Raw genomic sequence first — 23,280 nt, 5'->3', positions numbered from 1 at the left:
ATGAGGCGTGCCGCACGCATGAACCTCATGGAAAGTCGCAGCATTCAGTCGCAGACGCCGTGATGCGATGACGGGCCGGCTTCTTGAGGTGCTCCTTGAGTGCCACGCGGCGGCCGCAGAACGCGGTGAGCTTATCCGCCCCCCGAGTCATGGGCGGGGCAGGGGAAGATCTGCGTGACACTCCGGGAAGTCACCCGTGATCGCTGAACGTCCTGCCGGGCCGTCCGGCAGCGGCACCCCCGTCAGGACGACGACGTGGCGGCCGGGTCCTCGGGGTCGTCCGCTTCGTCGTCCGAGGTGGTCCGGTCCGCCGCCTCCTCCGGGGTCTCGGCGGCGTGGCCGGCCAGGACGCAGGTGCGTTTGCGCTGGACGAACCAGTAGTACGTGAAGCCGCCGACGGCGACGATGCCGACGAACAGGAACGCGCCCCAGCGCAGGTACCAGTGCTGCGGGCCGGTCGCGTTGTAGACCTCGGGGCGGGGCCAGGCGAGGTTGGTGGCCATCGCGGTGCCCCACAGGACGGCGAGGATGTTGACCGGCAGGCCGAACTTGCCCAGCGAGAACTTGCCCTCGGCCGGTTCCCACTGGCCGCGCAGTCGTCGTACCAGCAGCGGCACGGTCACCATCAGGTAGGCGACGTAGATCATGATGATCGCGATGCTGGTGATCACGGAGAAGATCTGCGGCTGGTTGATGTTGAGCAGCAGGATGCCGAGCGCGATGCACCCGATGATCACCGCGGGCGCCACCGGCGTCTGGAAGCGCGGGCTGACCCGGGCGAGCAGCGAGGCGGCCGGCAGGTTGGTGTCCCGGGCCATGGCGAACGCCAGCCGGATGCCGGCGGTGTGCACGGCCAGCGCGCACACCGTGATCGCGATGACCACGCACCACAGCATGATCTGGCCCATGGTCGAGCCGAGGGTGCTGAGCACGACGTACTGGAGCCCGTCCACGGACAGCTCCTTGGCGTGCAGGTCCGGGGTGGCCAGCAGGGCGAACAGCAGGATCAGCCCGCCGATGAGGAACGAGGCGAACAGGGCCCGCAGGATCGCGCGCGGCGCGTTGCGGCCGGGGTCCTTGGACTCCTCACCGAGGGACGACGCCGTGTCGAACCCGTACATGACGTAGGCGGAGGCGAGACACGCGGTGAGGAACGCGCCGAGGTAGCCCAGCGACTGGCCCTCCGCCAGCCCGTAGGTCTCGGTCAGCGCGCTCGGGGGGCGGGTGATGTGCGCGGCCAGCAGCACGATCAGGGCCAGCGCGGCGATCAGCTCGATGGCCACACCGGCGGAGTTGATCTGGGCCATCAGCTTGACGCCGAAGGCATTGACGAGCGTCGTGAACAGGACGAGGACGGCGCCGAGGAGCACCGCGTTGGCCGCGTGGTCGGTCTGTCCGCTGCCGTCGCCGACGAACTGGAAGAACGAGGAGATCTGCGGCAGCGTGACCTGGTAGGCGAGGGCCACGGCGGCCAGCGACACCATGGTCGCGGTCATCATCATCCAGCCGCCGAGCCAGCCCACGTGCGGACCGCCCAGCTGCTTGGACCAGTTGTAGACCGATCCGGCCACCGGGTAGCGGGCGGCCAGCTCGCAGAAGCACAGGGCCACCATCAGCTGGCCGCAGAAGACCATCGGCCAGGACCACCAGTAGGCGGGCCCGCCGTGGCTGACACCGAAGTAGAAGAGCTGGAAGGTACCGGTGAGGATGGAGATGTAGCTGATGCCGGCGGCGAAGGTGTGGAAGTTGCCGAGGGTGCGTTTCAGTTCGGGCTTGTAGCCGAGTTCGGCGAGCGATTCGTCGTCGTCGGGACTGCCGGTGGCGGCGTCGGTGTCGTCGGCCGGGGCGGTGCCGTTGGCGTCCGGCTGCTCGTCGGCCGGTCTTCCGGTGTGCGCGGCGCCTCCGTCCGCTGCGGGGCCGCTCACTCGAACCACCGCTGCGGCCGGGGCGCGGTGTTGCGCCAGACGTGCTTGGCCTCCTGGTACTCCCCGAGCCCGGCCGGGCCCAGCTCCCGCCCGACGCCGGACTGCTTCATGCCGCCCCACTCGGCCTGCGGTACGTACGGGTGGAAGTCGTTGATCCACACGGTGCCGGCCCGCAGCCGGGCGGCCACCCGGTGCGAACGCTCCACGCTCTGCGTCCACACGCCCGCGGCCAGCCCGTAGACGGTGTCGTTGGCCAGCGCCACGGCCTCGTCCTCGGTACGGAACCGCTCCACGGTCAGCACCGGGCCGAACGATTCGTCGCGGATCACCGACATGCCGGGGGAGCACTCGTCCAGCACCGTCGGCAGGTAGTAGAAGCCGTCCCGCAGCGCCGCGTCGTCGGGGCGCGCGCCGCCGCAGCGCAGTACCGCGCCTTCGGCCAGGCCCGCCGCCACGTACTTCTCCACCTTGTCGCGGTGCTGCGCGGAGATCAGCGGCCCGCTGCGGGCGTCCTCGTCGAACGGCCCGCCCAGCCGGATCGCACGCGCCCGGCGCACCAGCTCGTCCACGAAGTCGTCGTGCAGCCCGTCCTCGACCAGCAGCCGCGCACCGGCCGAGCAGACCTGCCCGGAGTGCAGGAACACCGCCATCAGCGCGTAGTCGACGGCGGTGTCGAACTCGGTGTCGGCGAAGACGAGGTTGGGGTTCTTGCCGCCCAGCTCCAGCGCGATCTTCTTCACGGTGGGCGCGACGGCGGCCATGATGCTCCGCCCGGTCATCAGGCCGCCGGTGAAGGACACCAGGTCCACCCGCTCGTCGGTGGTCAGCGGCGCGCCGACGGCGGCGCCGGCGCCCAGCACCAGATTGGCCACCCCGTCCGGCAGCCCGGCCTCGGCCAGCGTCCGCATCAGCAGGATCGCGGTGTGCGGGGTCAGCTCACTGGGCTTGAGGACGAAGGTGTCGCCCGCGCCGACGGCCGGGGCCACCTTCCAGGCGGTCTGCAGCAGCGGGTAGTTCCACGGCGTGATCAGGGAGCAGACGCCGACCGGCTCGTACACCACCCGGCTGTCGACCTCCGGCTGCCCGGTGTCCACCACCCGGCCGTCGTTGCCGGAGGCGACCAGGCTGCCGAAGTAGCGGAAGCAGTTCGCGATGTCGTCCATGTCGTACCGGCTCTCCACGAACCGCTTGCCGGTGTCCAGCGACTCGGCACGCGCGTACGTGTCCTTGTCGCGCTCCAGCAGACCGGCCACCCGCAGCAGCAGCGCCCCGCGCTCCGCGGCCGGGGTGTGCGGCCACGGCCCGTCGTCGAACGCCGCGCGGGCCGCGGTGACGGCGGCGGCCGCGTCCGCCGCGCCCGCCTCGTCGACGGTGGCGACCAGCGTGCCGTCCGCCGGGCAGCGGATCTCGCGCACCTCCCCGTCGGCCGCGGCGGTCCACTGACCCCCGATGAACAGCTCCGGCATGGGTGAGCCTCCGTGCCTGTGCTCGCGGTCGGGCGGCCCGGCCGGACAGCCCGTCGTGACGATCTGTGCGATCTGTGTACCGAGCGTAGGCGGGGGGTGGTGCGCCCGCACGGTGCGCTGCTCCGGGTGGCTGCCCCGGCAGGGCGCGCCGGACGGTCCCCGGGCGGGGCGGCGGACTCCGTACGCGGAGCCGGCCCCCGCCTCCGGAGAGACGGGGGCCGGTCGCGGCCGTGCGAGGGTCAGGCGGCCGTCGTGGCCAGCTCGCGCAGCTTCTTCTTGTCCGGCTTCCCGGCGTCGGTCAGCGGCAGCGAGCCGACGAACTCGATCCGGGCCGGCTCGTACATCGCGCCGCGCGCCTCGCGCACCAGCGTGCGCAGGCTGTCCTCGTCGACGCTCTCACCGGCGGCGGGCACCACGGCCGCGTACACCTGTTCCATCCGGTCCGCGTCGCGCACGCCGAAGACGGCGCTCTGCGCGACCTGCGGGTGGGTGTTGAGGAGGTCCTCCAGCTCGGTGGTGTACACATGGCCGCCCACCACGACGATCATGTCCTTGATCCGGTCGACGATGGTCAGGTAGTTCTCGTCGTCCAGGAAACCGATGTCGCCGGTGTGCAGCCAGCCGTCGCGGAGCACCTCGGCGGTCAGCTCCGGCTGCTTCCAGTAGCCCTGCATGATGCTGGACGAGCGGATGCATATCTCGCCGTGCTCGCCGCGCGGCAGGTCGCGGCCGTTCTCGTCGCGGACCGCCACCTCGACGTTGGGCAGGATGCGGCCGGCCGACCGCAGCCGCTCCAGGTTGTCCGGGTCGTGCTCCTCGGCGGGGAGCACGCTGATCCCGCCAGCCTCGTTCTGGCCGTAGAACTGCACCAGCACCGGGCCGAAGCGCCGGATCGCGTCGGCGATGCGGGCGGGCGAGGACTGGCAGCCGCCGTAGGTCAGGCAGCGCAGGCTGGAGGTGTCGGTGGTGGCCGCGGCCGGGTGGTCGGTGAGCTGGTAGAGCAGCGGCGGCAGCAGGAACAGGTGGGTGATGCGCTCCCGCTCGACGGCGGCGAGCACCTCACCGGGCTCGAAGTCCTCGTGGAGCACGACCAGGCCGCCCTCGCGCAGGGTGACGTCGGCCATCATGCCGCCCGCGTGCGCCAGGGTGGTGCACACCAGGAGGCGGGCCGCCTCCTCGTCGGAGGGGCGCTCCCAGATCACCTTGGCGTCGCCGGCGTCCTCGTCGTTGTCGGCGACGAAGGAACGGACCTGTCCGTAGGTGGTGCAGATGCCCTTGGGGTGGCCGGTGGTGCCGCCGGTGTGACGGATGGTGCAGATGTCGTCGGGCTGGGCGAGGCTCGGGAACGGCTCGTCGCTCTCGGCGGCGGCCAGTTCCAGCAGGTCGGTGCCCAACTTCGCGGGGCCCAGGGTCAGTACGGTCGCCACCGGCGCCAGCGCGGTCAGCTCGGCGGCGCGGTCGTCGAAGCGCGGGTCGACGATCAGGGCACCGGTCTCCACGTCCTTGACGATGGTGGCCTGCACGTCGGCGGAGAGCTTGTTGTAGAGGTGGTTGACCCGGCAGCCGATGAGGTTGGCGGCGTAGCGGGCGGCGATGGTCTCGGGCAGGTTGCCGCTGAGCAGCGTGACGGTCTGACCGCGGTCGATGCCCTGACCCCGCATCGCGCGGGCCGTGCGGTGGACGAGGGCGCGGAACTCACCCGCGGTGACGCGTCGCCCTTGGTGCACCAGCGCCACGCGCCCGGGGTCGGTCCCCAGGGCGTCGAGGTTCTCCTCCACGTAGGTGCGGAAGTCGTGCGCGGTGTCGGGCATAGGTGATTCCTCCTTGATTCCGGGGCACGACGGATAGTTAGTTGCCCCGGACAACCATTTCCATGCTAACGGTCGCCGATCAAGGGTTCCAAGTCGATGCGAACGCGCGTTGGCGGGCCTTTTACCGAGGCGCGGACATTCGGCCAACCGGTCGTTTCGTGCGGGGGTGTCCGCGGCGGTGGCGGCTCGCCCCCGGTTTCTTTTCGGCCGTACGAAGTGGCAGGTCAGGCCGGTGCCGCGGGAAGTCGGAGGGTGTCACGAGAATGGCCGGTCAACAGGGGGCGCGGCCGCTCGGGCGGTATGCGGGCGCGAGCGGCCGTGCACGCGGAGGCGACGGCCGCTCAGCGAAAAACATAACGTCCGAAATGACGGACTCCGTACTGACGGCAAATTGACGGAGTGTTTGCCTTCCTTTTACGGGGGGCGCTCCGTGCGATGTGCCTAAAGCGTGGATTTGCCCGGGTCGCCCATCGGGACGGCGTCCAGGACGGCGACGTCCATCGGCGCGGCGAGCAGGCCGCTCACCCCGGCGGCGATCCCGGCGAGCGCGGCACCCCGGGAGTGGGCGTCCAGCGCGGCACCGTCCGCCCAGTTCTCCACGACCACCACCCGGTCCTCTCCCGCGTGGACCGCGTACAGCAGACAGCCGTCCTCCTCATGGACGGCGGGCGCGTGCGAGCGGAAGACGTCGAGCGCCGTCTCCAGCTCGCCGGGCTTCGTCCTGACCGTGGCGACAACGACGGGCATACCTGCGACCTCCAGGGCGAACGGAATGTCGGACGAACCTATCCCACCGCGGGGCCGGAGCCGTAACGCCTGGTCAGGAAGCGGAACGCGTCGCGTCGGCCGGGTTCGGCGGGCCCGGCTCCCCGTCCGGCCCTGCCCGCCGGGACGCGGGAGTCGGGCCGCAGGTGTCAGGTGGCGGCGCGCGTGCGGGGGCGCAGCCCGGCCGGCCGCTCCCGGCCCGGGTGGACGGCGCCGCAGTGCGGGCAGCGGCGGTCACCGCCGTAGAACCGGACGCCCCGCGGCGGGCGGCCCTCCTCCTCCATGATCCGCAGCACCATGCTGCCGCGTATCTGGTGGAAGAACTCCTCGATCGGATCGTCATGGAAGTCGGTGCGCTGGTCGGGCCCGCCGACGACGGTGACCATCAGTCCGGACTCCTCCTGCAACTGGGCGTTTCCCACCGGCGGTTCCAGCAGGCCACGATGGCCGTCCAGCCACCGCTGGAAGTAGAAGGGACGGCCGTACATCGGTTCCGGCCGCTTCGCCACGATGTTCAGCCCTCTTCCTGTCGTCTTTCGGTCGTCTTCCTGGCGTCGTCACGGACCGGCCGGGCGCGCGGCCGCTCGTGGATGCCGACGGCGCCGGACGGAACAGTCTTGAGCATGGCGGCCCAAGACCGCTAGGAAGATCCCATGCGCATACGAGCAGCACTGGCCGAAACGCCCGGCGGCCCCTTCACCGTCCACGAAGCCGAACTGGAAGAGCCGAGGGCGGACGAGATCCTGGTACGGATGACGGCCGCCGGCATCTGCCACACCGACCTCGCCATGCGACAGGTCTGGCCTCCCGGGCGGCTGCCCATGGTCTTCGGGCACGAGGGCACCGGAGTCGTCGAGGCGGTGGGCGACGCGGTGTCCACCCTCGCCCCCGGTGACACCGTGTGCCTGACGTACCGGAGTTGCCGTGCCTGCGGGCAGTGCTCGGCGGGAGAGCCCGCCTACTGCGAGCACTCCGCGCTCCTCAACGCCGCCGGAACCCGCCCCGACGGCAGCACCCCGCTCTCCCGTACGGACGGTACCCCGGTCTACGGCAGTTTCTTCGGCCAGTCCGCCTTCGCCTCCCACTGCCTCACCACGGAGAGCAACACCGTCAAGGTGCCCGAGGACCTTCCCGCTGCCGTCGTCGCTCCGCTGGGATGCAGCGTCCAGACCGGCGTCGGTACGGTCCGCGCCGTGCTGCGTCCGGCGGCGGGCGCCACCCTGGCCGTCTTCGGCGCCGGCGGCGTCGGCCTGAGCGCGGTCATGGCGGCCGTCGCCGCGGACATCCCCGTCGTCGCCGTCGAACCCTTCGCCGCGCGCCGTGCCCTGGCCGAAGAACTCGGAGCCACAGCGGTCGTCGACCCCACCGCCGGGGACGAGGTGGTGCCCGCGCTCCGTGAACTGACCGGCGGCGGACCGCACTGCGCCATCGACACGACGGGGCGGCCGGGCGCGGTGTCGCAAGCGGTCCAGGCCCTGCGCAGGCGCGGCACGCTCGCCCTGGTCGGCATCGGCACGGCGGAGTTCGACACCATGCCGGTGCTGACCAAGGGCCTCACGATCCGGGGGGTGACCGAAGGCGACGCGGTACCGGCGGTGACCGTACCGGAACTGATCGGCCTCTACCGGCAGGGCAGGCTTCCGCTGGAAAAACTCGTCACCGAGTTCCGCTTCGCCGACATCGAGGCCGCTGCCGAGGCCGCGCTGACGGGGCGGGTCGTCAAGCCGGTCCTCAGGATGGACTGAGGGCGACGGGAAGGGGAGGGGGTGCGGGCTTCGGGAGTGACTGCCCCGAGTCGGAGTTCGGCCAGAACCACCGCCCTTTCATGACGGAATGCCGCGGCGGCGCGTGATACCGCTGGACGTGCCGCTGTCCGACCCCGGTGTCTCGCGGCCGGCCGGGCAGCTCACCGCCGCCGAGGACTACTGGCGGCTGTCCCGTTTCAGCCGGGTGGCCACTGCTCGGCGCCGGGCCGCTACTGCCCCGTGTCCGGCTCGATGTCGGTGATGCGCAGGGTGTTCAGGTCGGAGGTGACCAGCAGATGCGTATAGCGCGGCTGCTCCGGGCCGCCCCAGGTGAGGCGGACCCGGGTCCAGGCCCGGCCCATGGCGCTGTCGTTGTAGGTGACGCGCCAGGCCGTCGGGGTGTCCTGGCCGCGCAGCACGCCGTCCGCGTGCTCCCGCTGCTCCCAGTTCGCCAGCCGGGCCCGTAGTTCGGGGGTGAGGTAGTGGCCGCGCAGGGCCTGGGCCAGCGCGCTGCGTCCGTCGTCGGTCACGGCGTCCAGGTAGCTGCCGTAGAAGTGGGCGACCCGGTCGACGGCCGAGTCGGTGCGGCCGCTGCGGGCGGGTATCTCGGACCGGTCGCCGGCCGGCGCGGGGGCGGGCGCGGCGGTGGCGCTCGATCCGGCGGGCGCGGTGACGGCGAGGGCCGACAGGGCGGCGGCCAAGGCGGCGCGGCGGACGGTCCGGTTTCCGGGCATGGTGACGCTCCTCCTCAGGCATGTCCCCCCTCCCGCCGGTGCGCCGTGCGGGCGGCGGCCGCTGCCGGGTGTGCTGCGCGGGAGGAGAGGCGGGTACGCCGGGACGGCCGCCGCCGCGCGGTGGACGGGTATCCGGCGGGCGGGCCGCCAACCCTCCGACGGCCGGGTGTCCCCGGGAACGGCGTGAACCGTGGCCCCGGCGGCCGGATGTGGCCGGTGGGGGAGCCGGGACGCGCCGGGTACGGGCCCCGGCGGGCGCCGCGTGGTGCGGCGGGGGCACCATGCAGAGGGAGACATTCATGCGACGAGGAGAGTGCCGTGGCCCAAGACGTCAGGTCGCTGCTGGCCGAGCTCGACTTCGCGAGCGTCACGCCGGAGGAGTTCGCGCGGATCGTGAAGGGGCTGTCCGCCAAGGAGATCACCGCGCTGGTGCGGGGCGAGCTGCGGGACCGGGTGCTCGGTGAGGTCTTCGGCCGGATGGGGCGGCAGTTGCGTCCCGGCGCCGCGGCCGGGGTACGGGCGGTGATCCGCTGGCGGATCACCGGCGAGCGGGAGGCCGTCTGGGAGACCGTGCTCGCGGACGGCGAGTGCATGGTGCGCCAGGGCGCCGGTACGGACGCGCCTCGGCTGACCATGACCATGGGCGACGCGGAGTTCCTGCGGCTGGTGTCGGGGAACGGCAATCCGGTGACGATGGTCCTCACCCGCAAGATCAAGGTCGCCGGTGACCTGGGGCTGGCCGCGAACATGCACCGGTACTTCGACATCCCCAAGGTGTGAGGGACGGCGGGAGCCGGGGTGCGGCGGCATCCGCTGGTGGGGCGTGAGTGACGCCTGGGGCGGTACGAGTTGATGTCCGCCCCCTTGACCGGGGCCTGCCAATCAGTAAAGTCTAGACCAATTGGCGAGCGGGAATCCGGCCTTCCCCAGGTAGTCGGCACTGTACCCGGGACGGCCGCGGTCCTCGCGCGTCGGCACCACACCTTCGCGTCACCCCACCCCCACCAGCGGGGCCCGCACGGACCGGACGCACCGCGCGACAGCGCCGGTACGTGTCCGTCCCGCGCCGGGCCCCCACCGTGAAGGAGTCGACATGCACCAGAAGAGGAAGATCGCCACGGCCGTCGGCGCCGCGCTGGCCCCGCTCCTCGTCGTGACCCTGCCCGCGAGTTCGGCGAGCGCCCACGGCTATGTGAACGCCCCGGCCAGCCGGCAGGCGCAGTGCGCGGCGGGCACCGTCGCCTGTGGAGACATCAAGTGGGAGCCGCAGAGCGTCGAGGGCCCCAAGGGCCTGAAGAGCTGCAGCGGCGGCAACGCCCGGTTCCGGGACCTCGACGACGACAGCAAGGGCTGGAAGGCCACCTCGGTCGGCAGCTCCCAGGCGTTCACCTGGCGGCTGACGGCCCAGCACCGCACCAGCACCTGGCAGTACTTCATCGGCGGACGCAAGATCGCCGAGATCAACGACAACGGCGCCAAGCCGCCGGCCACCGTCACGCACAACGTGAACTTCCAGGGCATCAAGGGCAAGCAGAAGGTCCTCGCCGTCTGGAACGTCGCGGACACCTCCAACGCCTTCTACGCCTGCATCGACGTCAACATACGCTGACGCCAGGCCGGGGTGGCGGACCCGCGCCCGCCACCCCGGCCCACGGCCGCCCGGCGGCCTTACAGCTCCTTGATCCGGACGTCGCGGTACGAGATGACGTCGGCCGTCCCGTGCACCTGGAGGCCGAGGTAGCCGGCGGCGTACCGGCGCCCGTCGGTCCCCGGATCGTCCGCCCGCGGCGGGAAGAACTGCTGCCCGCCGGTGTTGTCGAACTCGTTGATCAGCACACCGTTGCGGAAGACCGAGTAGTGCTGGCCCACCACCCGGATCTCGTAGTCGTTCCAGGTGCCCTTCGGCGTGACGCCCGCGCCGCCGAGCCCGACCCGGTCGAACCCGTACACCGAGCCCGTCTTGTACAGGTCGCCGTCCGGCCGGTCCAGGATCTGGATCTCGTGCCCGTACTTGATCGCCACCCACTCCGGCCGGGGTTCCTCGGGGTGGTCGTCCACGGACGGGAAGCGGACGAAGACACCGCCGTTGGCGTTGCCGGTGCCCGGCGCGTCGTCGCGGAACCGCAGCCGCAGCGAGAAGTCGTCGTACGTCCGCCGCGGGAACCACAGCATCCCCATGCCCGGCACCGTGGAACTGCTGGTCATCGCGCCGTCGGCGGTCAGCCCGAAGGCGCCGCCGCCGACCTGTCGCCAGCGGTCGAAGGACGCCTTCGTCCCGTCGAACAGGTCGCGGTAGCCGGTGTGGTGGCCGGGCGTGCCGATCCCGGACGCGTCGGCGGCCGCGTTGACGGCCCGGCTCTCGCGCTCGTCGAGCACCCCGTCCGCGAGCAGCTCGGCGGTGACCGTCCTGACGTGCTTGAGGAACAGGGCGCGGGAGGACCAGTCCTTCTCGTCCTCGATCAGTTCGTTGACGGTGCAGCGGTTGCGGGTGACGCGGTTGGGCACGCCGGTGTCGACCGTGCCGACGACGACGGTGCGCCGCTCGTCCCACTCGGGGCAGCTCGGCGCGGGCACCCCGCCGCCCGGGGCGACGGTGAAGGACACCCGTACCGCCTCGGACGTGTTGCCCGCCCGGTCGGTGGCGCGGTGCGCGACGGTGTGCCGGCCGGTGCGGTCCACGACGACGGGCGCCGTGTACGCGAGGAACGGGCCGCCGTCGAGCGAGTACTCGATCGTCGCGACGCCGGACCCGTCGTCGGCGGCGGTGACCGTCACGGTGGCCCGCCCGAGATACTCGCCGTCCGAGTTGCGCTGCCCCTCGGTCGTCGCGGAGGTGCGCGGCGGTGTCGTGTCACCGGGCGGCGCCACGACCGTGAAGCCCGCCGACTTCTCGGCGGCGGTGTTGCCGGCCTTGTCGGTGGCGCGGTAGCGGACCTGGTACGTACCGGGCTCGCGGAACAGCACCGGCGCGGTGTACGGCTGGAACGCCCCGCCGCCCACCGCGTACTCGACGGTGGCGACGCCGGACCCGGTGTCGGAGGCGGCGACCGTGACGGTCGCCCCGCCGACGTACGCGCCGGCGTCGTTCCGTACGCCGTCCACCGTCGCCGAGGTCTCCGGCGGCGTGGTGTCGGGGCCGCCGCCGGCTGTGACGACCAGGACGCCCTGCATCTGCTCGTGGCCCGGGATGGTGCAGTGGTAGCGGTACGTGCCCGGGGTCAGGGTGACCTCGGTGGTGTACTTGCCGCCCTGCGCGTCGCCCGGGTTGGCCATGATGTTGAGCTGCACGTCGTTGTTGTACCGCGGGTCGGAGACGTCGAAGGTCAGGGTGTGCGGCATGCCCATGGTGTTGCCGGTGGCCGTGCTGTTCTCGAAGACGATGGTGGTCCGGCCGGCCACGGCGGTGGTGGGGGCGGTGGTGTACTTGGTGATGTCGTCGCCCGCGGTCCAGGTCAGGGTCTGCTGCGCCGCCGGGGGCTCGGGAGCCGTCGGCCTTGCGGGCGGACGGCCGTGTGCTGCCGTGACCGTCAGGCCGACGAGCATCAGCAGCGCGGTCAGCAGCACCGTCCAGCTGCGCCGTGGAGTCATCGTCCCGCCTCCCGTCCAGGGCGGGCCAGCTCCGTGGCACGCGGGGTGGGCTCGCCGCCCGTGTAGGTCACCCGCCACAGTGCGGACTTGGCGTCCGAGGTGAAGAAGCCGCGCCCGTAGTCCAGGACGTACAGCGCGCCGTCGGGGCCGAACGTCCAGCCCATGAGGTTGCGGATGCCGTTCACGCCGACCGGCACGATCTTGTCCAGGCTCTCCGCGTGCGCGGGCAGGCCGCCGGAACCCGCCGTCCGCGGGTCCATCACCAGGGCGTGCCGGGGCTGGTCGCCGTCGTAGAAGTCGCCGACGAACCACTTGCCGTCCCAGTAGGCGGGCCAGGCGCCCTGGCCGGTGGCGGCCGCGTCGTGGCGGTGGACCGGGCCGTCCATCGCGGCCTGGCCGCCGCCCTTGAGCCAGGGGAGCAGCAGCTTCTGCTCGGACAGCCTGTAGCTGGGGACGCCTTGGGCGTCACGCGGGAAGTCGGGGCCGCCGCCCTGCGGCGCGTACCAGACGTTGTTGGGTTCGGCGGGCGGGATGGATACCAGGCCGTCGTTGTGCGGCGACTCGTTCTTGAGGTGCTTGCAGTCGTACCAGCCCAGCGGCTTCGACGGGTCGGGCAGATTGCGGTCGCGGTAGGGCTGGTTGTTGCCCATGCAGTACGGCCAGCCGCGGTTGCCCGCGTGGGTGATCGCGGCGAACGTGTCGTACTTCGCCGGGCCCCAGGTGGTGCTGGGCTCGGTCGCGTCCGGTCCGACCCAGCCCGCGTACAGCGTGTCGGTCTTCTTGTCGACCGAGATGCGGGAGGGGTTGCGTACGCCCATCACGTAGATCTCGCCGCGGGTCTTGCCGCCGCCCTCGTCCGGCTCCTTGCCGGTGAAGAGATTGCCTTCCGGCAGGGTGTACGTGCCGTCCGGCTCGGGGTGGATGCGCAGGATCTTGCCGTTGAGGTTGTTGGTGTTGCCGGCGGTGCGCCGCGCGTCGGCGAAGGCGACGCCCTTGTAGACGGGCTGCGGGTTGTTGCCCGAGTAACCGTCACTGAAGCGCGAGGAGTTGTTGTCCCCCGTGGCGATGTACAGGTTGTTCTTGGAATCCCAGGCCATGCCGCCGCCCGCGTGGCAGCAGCTGTGCACCTGCACCGGCCACTTCAGCAGGACCTTCTCCGAGGCCGGGTTCAGCTTGTCCGTACGGGGATTCAGCGTGAAGCGGGAGACGCGGCGCTCGGCCATGCGTGTGGTCCGGTCCACGCCGGAGTGCGGGGTGTAGTGCACATAGACCCAGCCGTTGGTGAGGAAGGCCGGGTCCAGCTCGATGCCCAGCAGCCCTTCCTCGTTCTTGACGAGCTCGTCGCCGCCGCCCTTGTTGCCGAAGACGGACACCGTGCCGGCCAGGGCGGCCTTGCCGGTCTTCGGGTCCCAGACGTGGACGGTGCCCTCGCCCTTGCCGACATCCGGGTCGTTCCAGTCGGTGACGACCGGGGCGCTCGCGTCACCGCCGCCGCGGCCGATGTAGAAGACCCGGCCGTCCTTGGCGGTCACCAGGCCGTGCGGTTCGCCGATCTGGTCCGACGTGCCCGGCTGGTTGGGGGCGGTCAGGCGCTCGGCCTTGTAGTGCGAGGCGATGGTGGCCTGGCAGTCGGCGCGGGCCAGCCGGGTGGTCCACAGCAGCGCGCCGCGCAGATGCGTACGGAAGTCGGCCTCACGGAAGCTGTCCGGCGTGCCGCCCATACCGGTGTAGAACGACCTGCCGCCGTCGTAGTCGCGGCACCAGGAGATGGGGTGGTCCCAGCCGTTGGCGCCAGGTCCGGGCCGATAGGTGTTCTCCCGTACCCGGGCCACGGTGTGCACCGAACCACTGGGGCTGGTCGCCCAGTTGAGCCACTTGTCCGGGCGCTTCCACTCGACGGGAAGGTCGCGGGTGGCCGGATGGCGGCGGTCGCCGGTCTCCACGACGGCCCGCTGTGCCGTGCCCGGCACGGTGGCCGCGGGCCGGGCACCGATCAGGCCGGTGAACCAGTCCGAGTACGGCTCGGCGCGGGCCGCGTCATGGATGCCGACGAACCCGCCCCCGGCCTCCAGGTAACTCTCCAGGCCCGCCTCCTGCTCGGGGTCGAGCAGGTCACCGCCGCCGGTCAGGAAGACGACCGCGTTGTACGTCCCGAGGCGCGGGTCGGTGAAGACCGAAGCGTCGTCGGTCGCGTCGACCGCGAAGTGCTCGGCGGGCGGACCCTGGCGGCCGATGCGCTCGACGGCCTCGATCCCCGCGTCGACGGTGGGCGGTTCCGCGCCCGCCGAGGCGTGGAAGACCAGGACGCGGACGTTCTCACCGCCCGGCGGGGTGGGCAGCCGCAGCCCGGCACCCGGCCCGGAGGCGTTCGCCGGCGCGCCGCCGAGCAGGGCGGCCGTCACGGCCAGCACCAGCGCGGGGAGGTCGGCGGACCGCCCGGAACGCGGCCGCTTCTTCGGCGGTCGGTGGCGGCCGGTGCGCGGCATCGCGCGAAGCGGCCGTGGTAAGTGGTGCCGGAATCGTCGCACGGGTGCACCCACCCCTCTGTGGCCCTCTGTGGCCACGGACAGCAGCAGCCGATGAAGCTAGACCCCTTTCGGTGACTCGCCAAGAGCTATGACCGCGACCCGTCCAACTTTGTCCTGAGTGTGGATAAACAAGGCCCGTACGGCTACCGTCCCTGGCATTCCCTGCGCCCCGCTCCGCCGCCCCGCCCCGTCCCCTCCTGCCGTGGGAGCACGATGACCGAGGAACTCGACGTCCCCAGGCGCCGTTTCAACCGCCGTCTCCTGGCCGGAGGCGCCGCCGTCGCCGCGCTCGGCACGGCGGCGGCCCCGGCCGTGGCTCCGGCCGCGACCCGGGCCGCGGCCGCCGGGCGTCCGGCGCGAACCGGCCGCACCGCGGTCGCCGCGGGCGCGGTCAGGCACCTCAAGCTCTACATCGAGGAACTGCCGGGCGGACAGCTCGGCTACGGCCTGGAGAAGGGGAAGGCGACCATACCGGGCCCGGTGATCGAGCTGGTCGAGGGCGACACGCTGCACATCGAGTGCGAGAACACCCTGAAGACCGCGGCCAGTCTGCACGTCCACGGCCTGGACTACGACGTGGCCGGCGACGGCACCCGGATGAACCGCAGCCACCTGGAACCGGGCGCCACCCGTACGTACACCTGGCGCACCCACGCCCCCGGCCGGCGCGCGGACGGCACCTGGCGGCCGGGCAGCGCGGGCTACTGGCACTACCACGACCATGTCGTGGGCACCGAGCACGGGACGGGCGGCATCCGCCGGGGCCTGTACGGGCCGGTGGTCGTACGGCGCGTCGGCGACCCGCTGCCCGACCGGCAGTTCACCATCGTCTTCAACGACATGACGATCAACAACCTGCCGAAAGGGCCGGACTTCCGGGCCACGGTGGGGGAGCGCGTCGAGATCATCTCGATCACCCACGGCGAGTACTACCACACCTTCCACGTGCACGGTCACCGCTGGGCGGACAACCGCACCGGCATCCTGGAAGGCCCGGACGACCCCAGCCGGGTCGTCGACAACAAGATCACCGGCCCGGCCGACTCCTTCGGCTTCCAGTTCCTGGCGGGCGAGGGCGTGGGCGCCGGCGCGTGGATGTACCACTGCCACGTCCAGAGCCACTCCGACATGGGCATGGCCGGACTCCTCCTGATCGCCAAGCCGGACGGGACGGTTCCCGGCCACGACGGGCACGGTGGCCAGGCCGGGCACGGAGGCCACGGCGAGGCGCCGCCGTAGCCTCCTGCACAATGATCGACATGACGGAGACGACGGGCACGGGTGCGGGGACGGGGCCGGAACGCGGCGCGGCCGGCGGCGGACTGCTGGACGGCAAGGTCCTGCTGATCACCGGCGCGGGACGCGGCATCGGCGCCGCCGCGGCACGGCTGTTCGCGCGGGAGGGGGCCGCGGTCGTACTGACCGCGCGGACCGGGCCGGAGCTGGCCGCGGTGACCGAGGAGGTACGGGCCGCGGGCGGCACCGCCGACCACGTCGTCGCGGACCTGGCGGACCCGGCCGCCGTACAGCGGGCGGTGGACACGGCGGTGGAGCGCCACGGCCGCCTGGACGGCGCGTTCAACAACGCGGGCATGGGCATCGGACACGCCCCGCTCGCGGAGATCCCCGTCGAGGAGTTCGACCGGATCACCGCAGTCAACCACCGGGGTGTCTGGCTGGCGATGGCCGCCGAGATACGGGCGATCACCGCCACCGCGGGCGGCGGCGCCATCGTGAACAACAGCAGCGTCGGCAGCCTGAAGCCGTCCGCCGGGATGAGTCTGTACGGCGCCTCCAAACGGGCCGTCAACAGCCTCACCCAGACCGCCGCCGTCGAGTACGGTCCGCAGGGCATCCGCGTCAACGCCGTCGCCCCCGGCACCACCATGACCGCCATGATCGAGGACTGGGCCGCCCGCGAACCGGACGTCGTCGACCGGCTCACGGCCCGTACCCCGCTGCGCCGCGCGGCCGCCCCCGACGAGGTGGCACAGGCCGCCGCCTGGCTGCTCAGCGACCGGGCCTCGTACGTGACGGGCGCGATCCTGCCCGTCGACGGCGGCCTGACGATCTGAGCGGGAGAGCGGAGTGGACCTGCCGGCCCTGCGGACGTTCCAGGTGGTGGCCCGGCACGAGCACATCAGCCGGGCCGCCGCCGAACTGCGGGTCGCGCAGCCCGCGGTGAGCCGGACGATCGCCCGGCTGGAGGCCGGCCTCGGGGTGCTGCTCTTCGACCGGCAGGGGCGCTCGGTCCGCCTCAACCGGTACGGCGCGGCCTTCCTGCGCCGCGTCGAGCGGGCGCTCGGCGAACTGGACGACGCGCGGCGTGAGCTGGCCGATGCGGCGGGCCTGGACCAGGGGCGGGTCGCGGTCGCCGCCGAGACGCTGCTGACGCTCTCCTCGCTGCTCTCGGCCTTCCGGGCCGCGCACCCCGGTGTCGAGATACGTCTGCGCCAGTCGACCGCTGAGGTGATGCGGCGTCAGCTGGCGGCGCGTGAGGTCGACTTCTGCGTCGCCTCGCAGCCGTTACGCGGGGCCGGGCTGCGTTCGGTGGTGCTGATGGAGGAGGACGTGCTGCTGGCCGTCCCGGTCGGGCATCCGCTGGCCGGGCGGGGGCGGGTCCGGCTGGAGGACGTCATGGACGAGCCGTTCGTCACCACGCGCGCCGGACACTGGCAACGCGAGCTGCTGGACCGGCTGTTCGCCGCGGCCGGCCGTACCCCCGTCGTCACCTGCGAGGGTGACGAGCCGGCCGCGACGCAGTTCCTGATCGGCGCCGGGCTGGGCATCGGACTCATCCCGGCGCTCGCCCGCAACGAGACGGCCGAAGCGCCCGTCCACTGGCTGCGCCTGGACGCCCCGGACTGCCGCCGCACCCTCAGCCTGGTGCGGCGCGCGGACACCTATGTCTCCACGGCGGAAAGGCACTTCGCGGCGGCAGCCGTCGCACACTTCGCACGGCGGGGCCGGGCGGACCATTGACGGAGTGAGTACTCACTCCGTACGGTGGTCGCCTCGTCGACCCTCGGGGGAGCACCCGTGCCCGTCACTCTCAACCACACCATCGTGCCCGCCGCCGATCACCGCGCGGCGGCCCGGTTCTTCGCCTCGGTCATGGGGCTGGAGGAACTGCCGCCGGCCGGCCGCCACGGGCACTTCGCCCCCGTACGCGTCAACGACCAGCTGACGCTCGACTTCATGGCGGTGCCGGAGCCCGAGGGCCACCACCTCGCCTTCGACGTCGACCCGGACACCTTCGACGCGATCCTCGCCCGCATCCGGGCGGCCGGGGTGCCCTACGGCAGCGAGCCCGCCCACCCGGACAACGGCCGCACCGACCATCCGCTGTGCCCGCGCGGCCTGTTCTTCAAGGACGACGCCGGGAACCTGTACGAGGTGATGTCCCCGGCGTGAGCCCGGAAGCGGACGCTACAGTTCGCCGCCCGGCATCCCGAACGCCTGGAGAATCCGCTCCGCCGCGAGCGTCGCCGTCAGCGTGCCGGACCGTACCTCCCGCTCCACCTCCGGCGCCACGTCCCGGACGCCCGGGTGGTCCCGGAGCCGGTTCAGCAGCTGCTCGCGGACCATCGACCAGGTCCAGTCGACCTGCTGGTCACGCCGCTTCTCCGCGAGCGCACCGGTGGACTCCAGCAGCTTGCGGTGCTGTTCGACGCGGTCCCACACGGTGTCCAGGCCGGTGCCCTCGCGGGCGCTGCACGTCAGGACCGGCGGGGTCCAGGCGGCGTCCGGGGGCTGGAGCAGGCGCAGCGCGCCGGACAGTTCACGGGCCGCCGACTTCGCGTCGCGCTCGTGCGGCCCGTCCGCCTTGTTGACCGACACCAGGTCGGCCAGTTCCAGTACGCCCTTCTTGATGCCCTGGAGCTGGTCGCCGGTGCGGGCGAGGGTGAGCAGCAGGAACGTGTCGACCATGTTGGCGACGGCGGTCTCGGACTGGCCGACGCCCACCGTCTCGACGAGCACCACGTCGTAGCCGGCGGCCTCCATGACGACGACGGACTCCCGCGTCGCCCGCGCCACTCCGCCGAGCGTGCCCGAGGTGGGGGAGGGGCGCACGAACGCCGCCGGGTCGGCGGCCAGCCGCTCCATGCGTGTCTTGTCGCCCAGGATGGAGCCGCCGGTCCGGCTGGACGACGGGTCGACGGCCAGGACGGCGACCCGGTGCCCGGCCCCCGTCAGCTGGGTGCCCAGCGCGTCGATGAACGTCGACTTGCCGACTCCGGGCACCCCGCTGATGCCGACCCGCCGGGCCGTGCCGGAGTACGGCAGCAGCTCGACCAGCAGCCGCTGCGCCAGCGCCCGGTGGTCGGCCCGGGTGGACTCCACCAGTGTGATGGCGCGCGCGATCCAGGCCCGGGAGCCCTCGCGCACGCCCGCCGCGTACTGGTCGATGTCGATCGTCGGTCGCTTGCGGGCCGTGCGGGGCCGGGGTGTGTCAGGCGTCAACGTAGCGGCTCACAGGTCGTGGCCGAGGGCCTCGGCGAGGTCCTTGACCAGGTCGTACGCGGCATCCGGGATCACCGTACCGGGCGGGAAGACGGCCGCGGCGCCCGCCTCGTGCAGCGCCGGGATGTCGCCCGGCGGAATCACCCCGCCCACCACGATCATGATGTCCTCCCGGTCCTGCGCCGCCAGCTCCTCGCGCAGCGCGGGCACCAGCGTCAGATGTCCGGCGGCCAGCGAGGAGACGCCCACGACGTGCACGTCGGCCTCCACCGCCTGCCGGGCGACCTCGGCCGGCGTCTGGAACAGCGGGCCGACGTCCACGTCGAAGCCCAGGTCGGCGAAGGCCGTCGCGATCACCTTCTGGCCGCGGTCGTGGCCGTCCTGGCCCATCTTGGCGACCAGGATGCGCGGCCGGCGCCCCTCGGCCTGCTCGAACTCGGCCACCAGGTCCCGGGTCCGGTCCACGCCGGAGGACGGCCCCGCTTCGTCTCGGTACACACCGGAGATCGTACGGATCTGGCCCGAGTGGCGCCCGTAGACCTTCTCCAGTGCGTCGGAGATCTCACCGACGGTCGCCATGGCACGGGCCGCGTTCACGGCCAGCGCCAGCAGGTTGCCCTCCAGGCCCTGCCCGGGACCGGCCTCGGCGGCGGCGGTCAGCGCGCGCAACGCGTCCTGGCAGGCCGCCTCGTCGCGCTCCTCCCGCAGCCGCCGCAGCTTGTCGATCTGCTGGGCGCGCACGGCGGAGTTGTCGACCTTCAGCACGTCGATCTGCTCGTCGGTGTCCACCCGGTACTTGTTGACGCCGATCAGCGCCTGCCGCCCCGAGTCGATCCGTGCCTGCGTACGGGCCGCGGCCTCCTCCACGCGCAGCTTCGGGATGCCCGCGTCGATGGCCTTGGCCATGCCGCCGGCCGCCTCGACCTCCTCGATGTGCTGCCAGGCCCGGCGCGCCAGGTCGTGGGTCAGCTTCTCGACGTACGCGCTGCCGCCCCACGGGTCGATGACCCGGCAGGTGCCCGACTCCTGCTGGAGGAAGAGCTGGGTGTTGCGCGCGATACGGGCGGAGAAGTCGGTGGGCAGGGCGAGGGCCTCGTCCAGCGCGTTGGTGTGCAGGGACTGGGTGTGGCCCTGTGTCGCGGCCATCGCCTCCACACACGTCCGCGTGACGTTGTTGAACACGTCCTGCGCGGTCAGCGACCAGCCGGAGGTCTGCGAGTGGGTGCGCAGCGACAGCGACTTGGGGTTCTTCGGGTCGAACCGCTGGACCAGTTTGGCCCACAGCAGCCGGGCGGCCCGCAGCTTGGCGATCTCCATGAAGAAGTTCATGCCGATCGCCCAGAAGAAGGACAGCCGCGGCGCGAAGGCGTCCACGTCCATCCCCGCGTCGATGCCCGCCTTCAGGTACTCCACACCGTCCGCGAGCGTGTACGCCAGCTCCAGGTCGGCCGTCGCGCCCGCTTCCTGGATGTGGTAGCCGGAGATGGAGATGGAGTTGTAGCGCGGCATCTTCTGCGAGGTGTACGCGAAGATGTCGGAGATGATCCGCATCGAGGGGCGCGGCGGATAGATGTAGGTGTTGCGGACCATGAACTCCTTGAGGATGTCGTTCTGGATGGTCCCGGCCAGCTTCTCGGGCGGTACGCCCTGCTCCTCGGCGGCCACGATGTACAGGGCGAGGACGGGCAGCACCGCGCCGTTCATCGTCATCGAGACGGTCATCTTGTCCAGCGGGATGCCGGCGAAGAGCTGCCGCATGTCGTAGAGGGAGTCGATGGCCACGCCCGCCATGCCGACGTCACCGGTCACCCGGGGGTGGTCGCTGTCGTAGCCGCGGTGGGTCGGCAGGTCGAACGCGACCGACAGGCCCTTCTGACCGGCCGCCAGGTTGCGCCGGTAGAACGCGTTGGACTCCTCGGCCGTGGAGAAGCCCGCGTACTGGCGGATCGTCCAGGGCTGGTTGACGTACATCGTCGGGTACGGGCCGCGCAGGTAGGGCGTGATGCCCGGGTACGTCCGCAGGAAGTCCAGCCCGGCCAGGTCCTCACCGGTGTACAGCGGCTTGACCTCGATGCCCTCGGGCGTCTCCCACACCAGGTCCTCGACGCCCTTGCCGGTGGCCTCCTGGACGGCCGCCGACCACTGGGCGCCGTCGCCTTCGGGGGCCGGCTCGCCCAGTTCGACCGTGCTGAAGTCCGGGATGGCGCCCGCCTGCTCCGTCGCGCGCTCCATCACGCCACCTCCATGACATCCAGGGCCGAGGACAGCACCCCGACCGCGTCGCAGCCCGCGAAGACGAAGGCGTCCACTCCGGCTCGTTCATATGCTTCCCGCCGCTCGCCCGGTTTCCCGGCCAGCAGCACCTGCCGCGCGCCCGCGGCCTTGAGCGCCGCGGCGACCCCGGCGGCCTGCTCGGCGTACAGCGCGTCACTCGAACACAGACAGGCGATACCCGCGCCGCTCGCCGTGAACGCCTCCGCCACCGACTCCGCGTCCACCGAGACCGGGTCGTGCACCGGTTCGACGCCGCCCGCCTGGAGGAGGTTGGACGCGAAGGTGGCGCGCGCGGTGTGCACCGCGGCCGGGCCCAGCGCCGCGAGGAACGCCTTCGGGCGGCTGCCGGTGGCCGCCAGGTGCGCGTCCGAGCGGGCACGCAGCGCCTCGTACGCCTCGTCCCGGCGCACCCGCGGCAGCCCGCCGCCCACCGGTACGGGCGCGGGCTCGCGCTCGACCGGCGGCTCGGCGAGGAACGGGAACTCGCTGACGCCGGTGACCGGTTCGCGGCGGTGGGCCAGGGCCTCGGACCGCTTGCGCCAGGTCGACGCCAGCCGCTCGCCGACCATCCCGGAGCCGAGCGCCGCGGCCTGCCCGCCCACGGTCTCGATCTCCTGGAACCAGCCCCACGCGGCGCGGGCCAGCTCGTCGGTCAGCCGCTCCACGTACCAGGAGCCGCCCGCCGGGTCGATCACCTTCGACAGGTGCGACTCCTCCAGCAGGATCGACTGGGTGTTGCGCGCGATCCGGCGGGCGAACGCGTCCGGCAGGCCGAGCGCCGCGTCGAACGGCAGGACGGTGACGGCGTCCGCGCCGCCCACCCCGGCGGAGAGGCCCGCCACGGTGGTGCGCAGCATGTTCACCCACGGGTCCCGACGGGTCGTCATGACGGTCGAGGTGACCGCGTGCTGGCGCTGCGCCCGCGCGGCGGGGGAGGCCCCGCACACCTCGGCGACCCGCGACCACAGCCGCCGGGCGGCCCGCAGCTTGGCGATCGTCAGGAACTGGTCGGCGGTCGCCGCGTACCGGAACTCCAGCTGCGCGCAGGCGGCGTCCACGCCGAGGCCCGCCGCGGTCAGCTCCCGCAGGTAGGCCACGCCGGTCGCCAGCGAGCAGCCCAGCTCCTCGGCGGTCGAGCCGCCCGCCTCGTGGTACGGCAGCGCGTCCACGGCCAGCGCGCGCATGCGCGGCGCCTCGTCGGCGCACCGGCGAGCCAGCCCGGCCGCCGCCTCCAGCTGCCCGGCCAGGCCGTCCGCGCGGCCGGTCCTGGCCACCACGCCCAGCGGGTCGGCGCCCAGGGTGCCCGCCGTCTCGGACGGCGCCACGCCCTTGGCGGCGCAGAGCCGGAACCATGCCTCGGCCGCCGCCGCGAAGTCCGCGCCGGCGTCCAGGGCGACGGCCGCCAGATCGAGGTAGACCCCGTCGAGCGCGGCGGGCAGGTCCGCCGTGGGCACTCCGCCGTCCCCGACGGTCAGCCACAGCGAGGTGACGCCGTTCTCCAGGTCGGCGAGGACCGCCTCGTTGGCGCGCCGCGCATCGGTGTCCGTGTGGCGCTGCCGGACGTCCCAGCCCGCGACGGTGCTGCCGGTGGCGCGGCCGGCCCGTACGAACGGCGGGAATCCGGGGCGGCCGGCGGCATCGGCGGCGGGCGCGTCCTCGGCGGTGTAGAGCGGGCGGACCCGGATGCCGTCTTCGAGCGCGGTGGTGAGCGCGTCTTCGGCGGCGGCGCCGGTCGCCTCCGCGGCGCCCGACTTGCGCAGCACGCCTTCGACCAGGCGCTGCCACTGCTCACGGTCCGCGTCGGGGAACGCGGCGGCCAGAGGGAGTTCGGGGGACTGGGCGGTCATGGCAGCAGGCTAGGCGAACGGTCGTTAGCCGCAGCAGGGCATCGGGCTGTGACCTTGCACTCGTTGACCTGGGATTGCTCCATTGGGAAGCTCTACGATCGCCCTTCCGGGCAGGTTTGTACTCGCGGGTAGC

At 72.4% G+C, this 23,280-nt stretch carries 18 protein-coding genes and 1 pseudogene; 8 read left to right on the top strand and 11 right to left on the bottom strand.

The window, feature by feature from the left end; all coding sequences use genetic code 11:
* Positions 1-242 precede the first annotated feature (242 nt).
* From OEIGOIKO_RS05845 to OEIGOIKO_RS05825, 5 genes are all read right to left on the bottom strand, one after another.
* Entirely contained in the window at positions 243-1,925 is a 1,683-nt protein-coding gene (locus OEIGOIKO_RS05845; RefSeq protein ID WP_246177224.1) for an APC family permease, read from the bottom strand.
* Positions 1,922-3,391: an aldehyde dehydrogenase family protein gene (locus OEIGOIKO_RS05840; protein ID WP_125052464.1), complete on the bottom strand. Its 1,470-nt coding sequence runs from the start codon at positions 3,389-3,391 to the stop codon at positions 1,922-1,924. Before OEIGOIKO_RS05840 ends, OEIGOIKO_RS05845 begins: the two co-directional genes overlap by 4 nt.
* A 239-nt stretch (positions 3,392-3,630) precedes the next feature.
* On the bottom strand, positions 3,631-5,202 hold the full coding sequence (locus OEIGOIKO_RS05835) for an AMP-binding protein (RefSeq protein WP_125052462.1): 1,572 nt from the start codon (positions 5,200-5,202) through the stop codon (positions 3,631-3,633).
* Positions 5,203-5,643: 441 nt separating this feature from the next.
* On the bottom strand, positions 5,644-5,949 hold the full coding sequence (locus OEIGOIKO_RS05830) for a putative quinol monooxygenase (protein ID WP_031002428.1): 306 nt from the start codon (positions 5,947-5,949) through the stop codon (positions 5,644-5,646).
* Between the two features lie 167 nt (positions 5,950-6,116).
* Positions 6,117-6,476: a cupin domain-containing protein gene (locus tag OEIGOIKO_RS05825; RefSeq protein WP_246177223.1), complete on the bottom strand. Its 360-nt coding sequence runs from the start codon at positions 6,474-6,476 to the stop codon at positions 6,117-6,119.
* Between the two features lie 144 nt (positions 6,477-6,620).
* On the opposite strand from OEIGOIKO_RS05825, the gene OEIGOIKO_RS05820 reads away from it, so the two are divergent.
* Positions 6,621-7,712 carry an NAD(P)-dependent alcohol dehydrogenase gene (locus OEIGOIKO_RS05820; protein ID WP_125052460.1) on the top strand — a complete coding sequence of 364 codons (1,092 nt, stop codon included), beginning with the start codon at positions 6,621-6,623 and terminating at the stop codon, positions 7,710-7,712.
* A gap of 118 nt (positions 7,713-7,830) precedes the next feature.
* Positions 7,831-7,917: pseudogene (locus OEIGOIKO_RS42515) on the top strand (serine/threonine protein kinase); the annotation flags it as partial.
* Between the two features lie 25 nt (positions 7,918-7,942).
* Here OEIGOIKO_RS42515 and OEIGOIKO_RS05810 read toward each other — a convergent pair.
* Positions 7,943-8,446: a hypothetical protein gene (locus OEIGOIKO_RS05810; protein WP_125052458.1), complete on the bottom strand. Its 504-nt coding sequence runs from the start codon at positions 8,444-8,446 to the stop codon at positions 7,943-7,945.
* A 318-nt stretch (positions 8,447-8,764) separates the two neighbouring features.
* Between OEIGOIKO_RS05810 and OEIGOIKO_RS05805 the strand changes: the two genes are divergently transcribed.
* On the top strand, positions 8,765-9,226 hold the full coding sequence (locus OEIGOIKO_RS05805) for an SCP2 sterol-binding domain-containing protein (protein WP_246177222.1): 462 nt from the start codon (positions 8,765-8,767) through the stop codon (positions 9,224-9,226).
* A gap of 313 nt (positions 9,227-9,539) precedes the next feature.
* A complete protein-coding gene (locus OEIGOIKO_RS05800; RefSeq protein ID WP_125052457.1) occupies positions 9,540-10,055 on the top strand; it encodes a lytic polysaccharide monooxygenase auxiliary activity family 9 protein in 516 nt (171 codons plus the stop codon).
* 59 nt (positions 10,056-10,114) lie between these two features.
* On the opposite strand, the gene OEIGOIKO_RS05795 is transcribed toward OEIGOIKO_RS05800, so the two are convergent.
* Together OEIGOIKO_RS05795 and OEIGOIKO_RS05790 are read right to left on the bottom strand one after the other, a co-directional pair.
* Positions 10,115-12,034 carry an OmpL47-type beta-barrel domain-containing protein gene (locus OEIGOIKO_RS05795; RefSeq protein ID WP_246177221.1) on the bottom strand — a complete coding sequence of 640 codons (1,920 nt, stop codon included), beginning with the start codon at positions 12,032-12,034 and terminating at the stop codon, positions 10,115-10,117.
* The gene (locus OEIGOIKO_RS05790; protein ID WP_125052455.1) at positions 12,031-14,520 is read right to left on the bottom strand and encodes a ThuA domain-containing protein; all 2,490 of its coding nucleotides are present in this window, start codon (positions 14,518-14,520) and stop codon (positions 12,031-12,033) included. Before OEIGOIKO_RS05790 ends, OEIGOIKO_RS05795 begins: the two co-directional genes overlap by 4 nt.
* A gap of 255 nt (positions 14,521-14,775) precedes the next feature.
* Between OEIGOIKO_RS05790 and OEIGOIKO_RS05785 the strand changes: the two genes are divergently transcribed.
* The 4 genes from OEIGOIKO_RS05785 to OEIGOIKO_RS05770 are packed head-to-tail and all read left to right on the top strand — an operon-like array spanning position 14,776 to position 17,976.
* The gene (locus OEIGOIKO_RS05785; protein ID WP_125052453.1) at positions 14,776-15,801 is read left to right on the top strand and encodes a multicopper oxidase domain-containing protein; all 1,026 of its coding nucleotides are present in this window, start codon (positions 14,776-14,778) and stop codon (positions 15,799-15,801) included.
* A gap of 20 nt (positions 15,802-15,821) precedes the next feature.
* Entirely contained in the window at positions 15,822-16,637 is an 816-nt protein-coding gene (locus OEIGOIKO_RS05780; protein ID WP_125052451.1) for an SDR family NAD(P)-dependent oxidoreductase, read from the top strand.
* Positions 16,638-16,650: 13 nt separating this feature from the next.
* Positions 16,651-17,544, top strand: a complete 894-nt coding sequence (locus tag OEIGOIKO_RS05775) for a LysR family transcriptional regulator (RefSeq protein WP_125052449.1) — start codon at positions 16,651-16,653, stop codon at positions 17,542-17,544.
* 57 nt (positions 17,545-17,601) lie between these two features.
* A complete protein-coding gene (locus OEIGOIKO_RS05770; RefSeq protein WP_125052447.1) occupies positions 17,602-17,976 on the top strand; it encodes a VOC family protein in 375 nt (124 codons plus the stop codon).
* A gap of 15 nt (positions 17,977-17,991) precedes the next feature.
* On the opposite strand, the gene meaB is transcribed toward OEIGOIKO_RS05770, so the two are convergent.
* Genes meaB through OEIGOIKO_RS05755 form a run of 3 tightly spaced genes read right to left on the bottom strand, consistent with a single transcriptional unit; the run spans position 17,992 to position 23,147 of the window.
* The gene (gene meaB / locus OEIGOIKO_RS05765; RefSeq protein WP_246177220.1) at positions 17,992-19,026 is read right to left on the bottom strand and encodes a methylmalonyl Co-A mutase-associated GTPase MeaB; all 1,035 of its coding nucleotides are present in this window, start codon (positions 19,024-19,026) and stop codon (positions 17,992-17,994) included.
* Between the two features lie 9 nt (positions 19,027-19,035).
* Positions 19,036-21,258 (bottom strand): methylmalonyl-CoA mutase, encoded by a 2,223-nt coding sequence (gene scpA / locus OEIGOIKO_RS05760; protein ID WP_125052445.1) that lies wholly within the window; start codon positions 21,256-21,258, stop codon positions 19,036-19,038.
* Complete coding sequence (locus tag OEIGOIKO_RS05755; RefSeq protein ID WP_125052443.1) at positions 21,258-23,147, bottom strand: methylmalonyl-CoA mutase family protein; 1,890 nt, start codon at positions 23,145-23,147, stop codon at positions 21,258-21,260. Before OEIGOIKO_RS05755 ends, scpA begins: the two co-directional genes overlap by 1 nt.
* Between the last annotated feature and the right edge of the window lie 133 nt (positions 23,148-23,280).

This window comes from Streptomyces paromomycinus (assembly GCF_003865155.1).
GTDB lineage: Bacteria > Actinomycetota > Actinomycetes > Streptomycetales > Streptomycetaceae > Streptomyces > Streptomyces chrestomyceticus.
The sequence above is the reverse complement of the archived record's forward strand: the minus strand, read 5'-3'. Positions and strand labels throughout refer to the sequence as shown.

Coding starts and splice junctions, on each gene's coding strand:
- OEIGOIKO_RS05840 (WP_125052464.1), bottom strand. CDS start 3,391: ATGCCGGAGCTGTTCATCGGGGGTCAGTGGACCGCCGCGGCCGACGGG.
- OEIGOIKO_RS05835 (WP_125052462.1), bottom strand. CDS start 5,202: ATGCCCGACACCGCGCACGACTTCCGCACCTACGTGGAGGAGAACCTC.
- OEIGOIKO_RS05830 (WP_031002428.1), bottom strand. CDS start 5,949: ATGCCCGTCGTTGTCGCCACGGTCAGGACGAAGCCCGGCGAGCTGGAG.
- OEIGOIKO_RS05820 (WP_125052460.1), top strand. CDS start 6,621: ATGCGCATACGAGCAGCACTGGCCGAAACGCCCGGCGGCCCCTTCACC.
- OEIGOIKO_RS05810 (WP_125052458.1), bottom strand. CDS start 8,446: ATGCCCGGAAACCGGACCGTCCGCCGCGCCGCCTTGGCCGCCGCCCTG.
- OEIGOIKO_RS05800 (WP_125052457.1), top strand. CDS start 9,540: ATGCACCAGAAGAGGAAGATCGCCACGGCCGTCGGCGCCGCGCTGGCC.
- OEIGOIKO_RS05795 (WP_246177221.1), bottom strand. CDS start 12,034: ATGACTCCACGGCGCAGCTGGACGGTGCTGCTGACCGCGCTGCTGATG.
- OEIGOIKO_RS05790 (WP_125052455.1), bottom strand. CDS start 14,520: ATGCCGCGCACCGGCCGCCACCGACCGCCGAAGAAGCGGCCGCGTTCC.
- OEIGOIKO_RS05785 (WP_125052453.1), top strand. CDS start 14,776: ATGACCGAGGAACTCGACGTCCCCAGGCGCCGTTTCAACCGCCGTCTC.
- OEIGOIKO_RS05780 (WP_125052451.1), top strand. CDS start 15,822: ATGACGGAGACGACGGGCACGGGTGCGGGGACGGGGCCGGAACGCGGC.
- scpA (WP_125052445.1), bottom strand. CDS start 21,258: ATGGAGCGCGCGACGGAGCAGGCGGGCGCCATCCCGGACTTCAGCACG.
- OEIGOIKO_RS05755 (WP_125052443.1), bottom strand. CDS start 23,147: ATGACCGCCCAGTCCCCCGAACTCCCTCTGGCCGCCGCGTTCCCCGAC.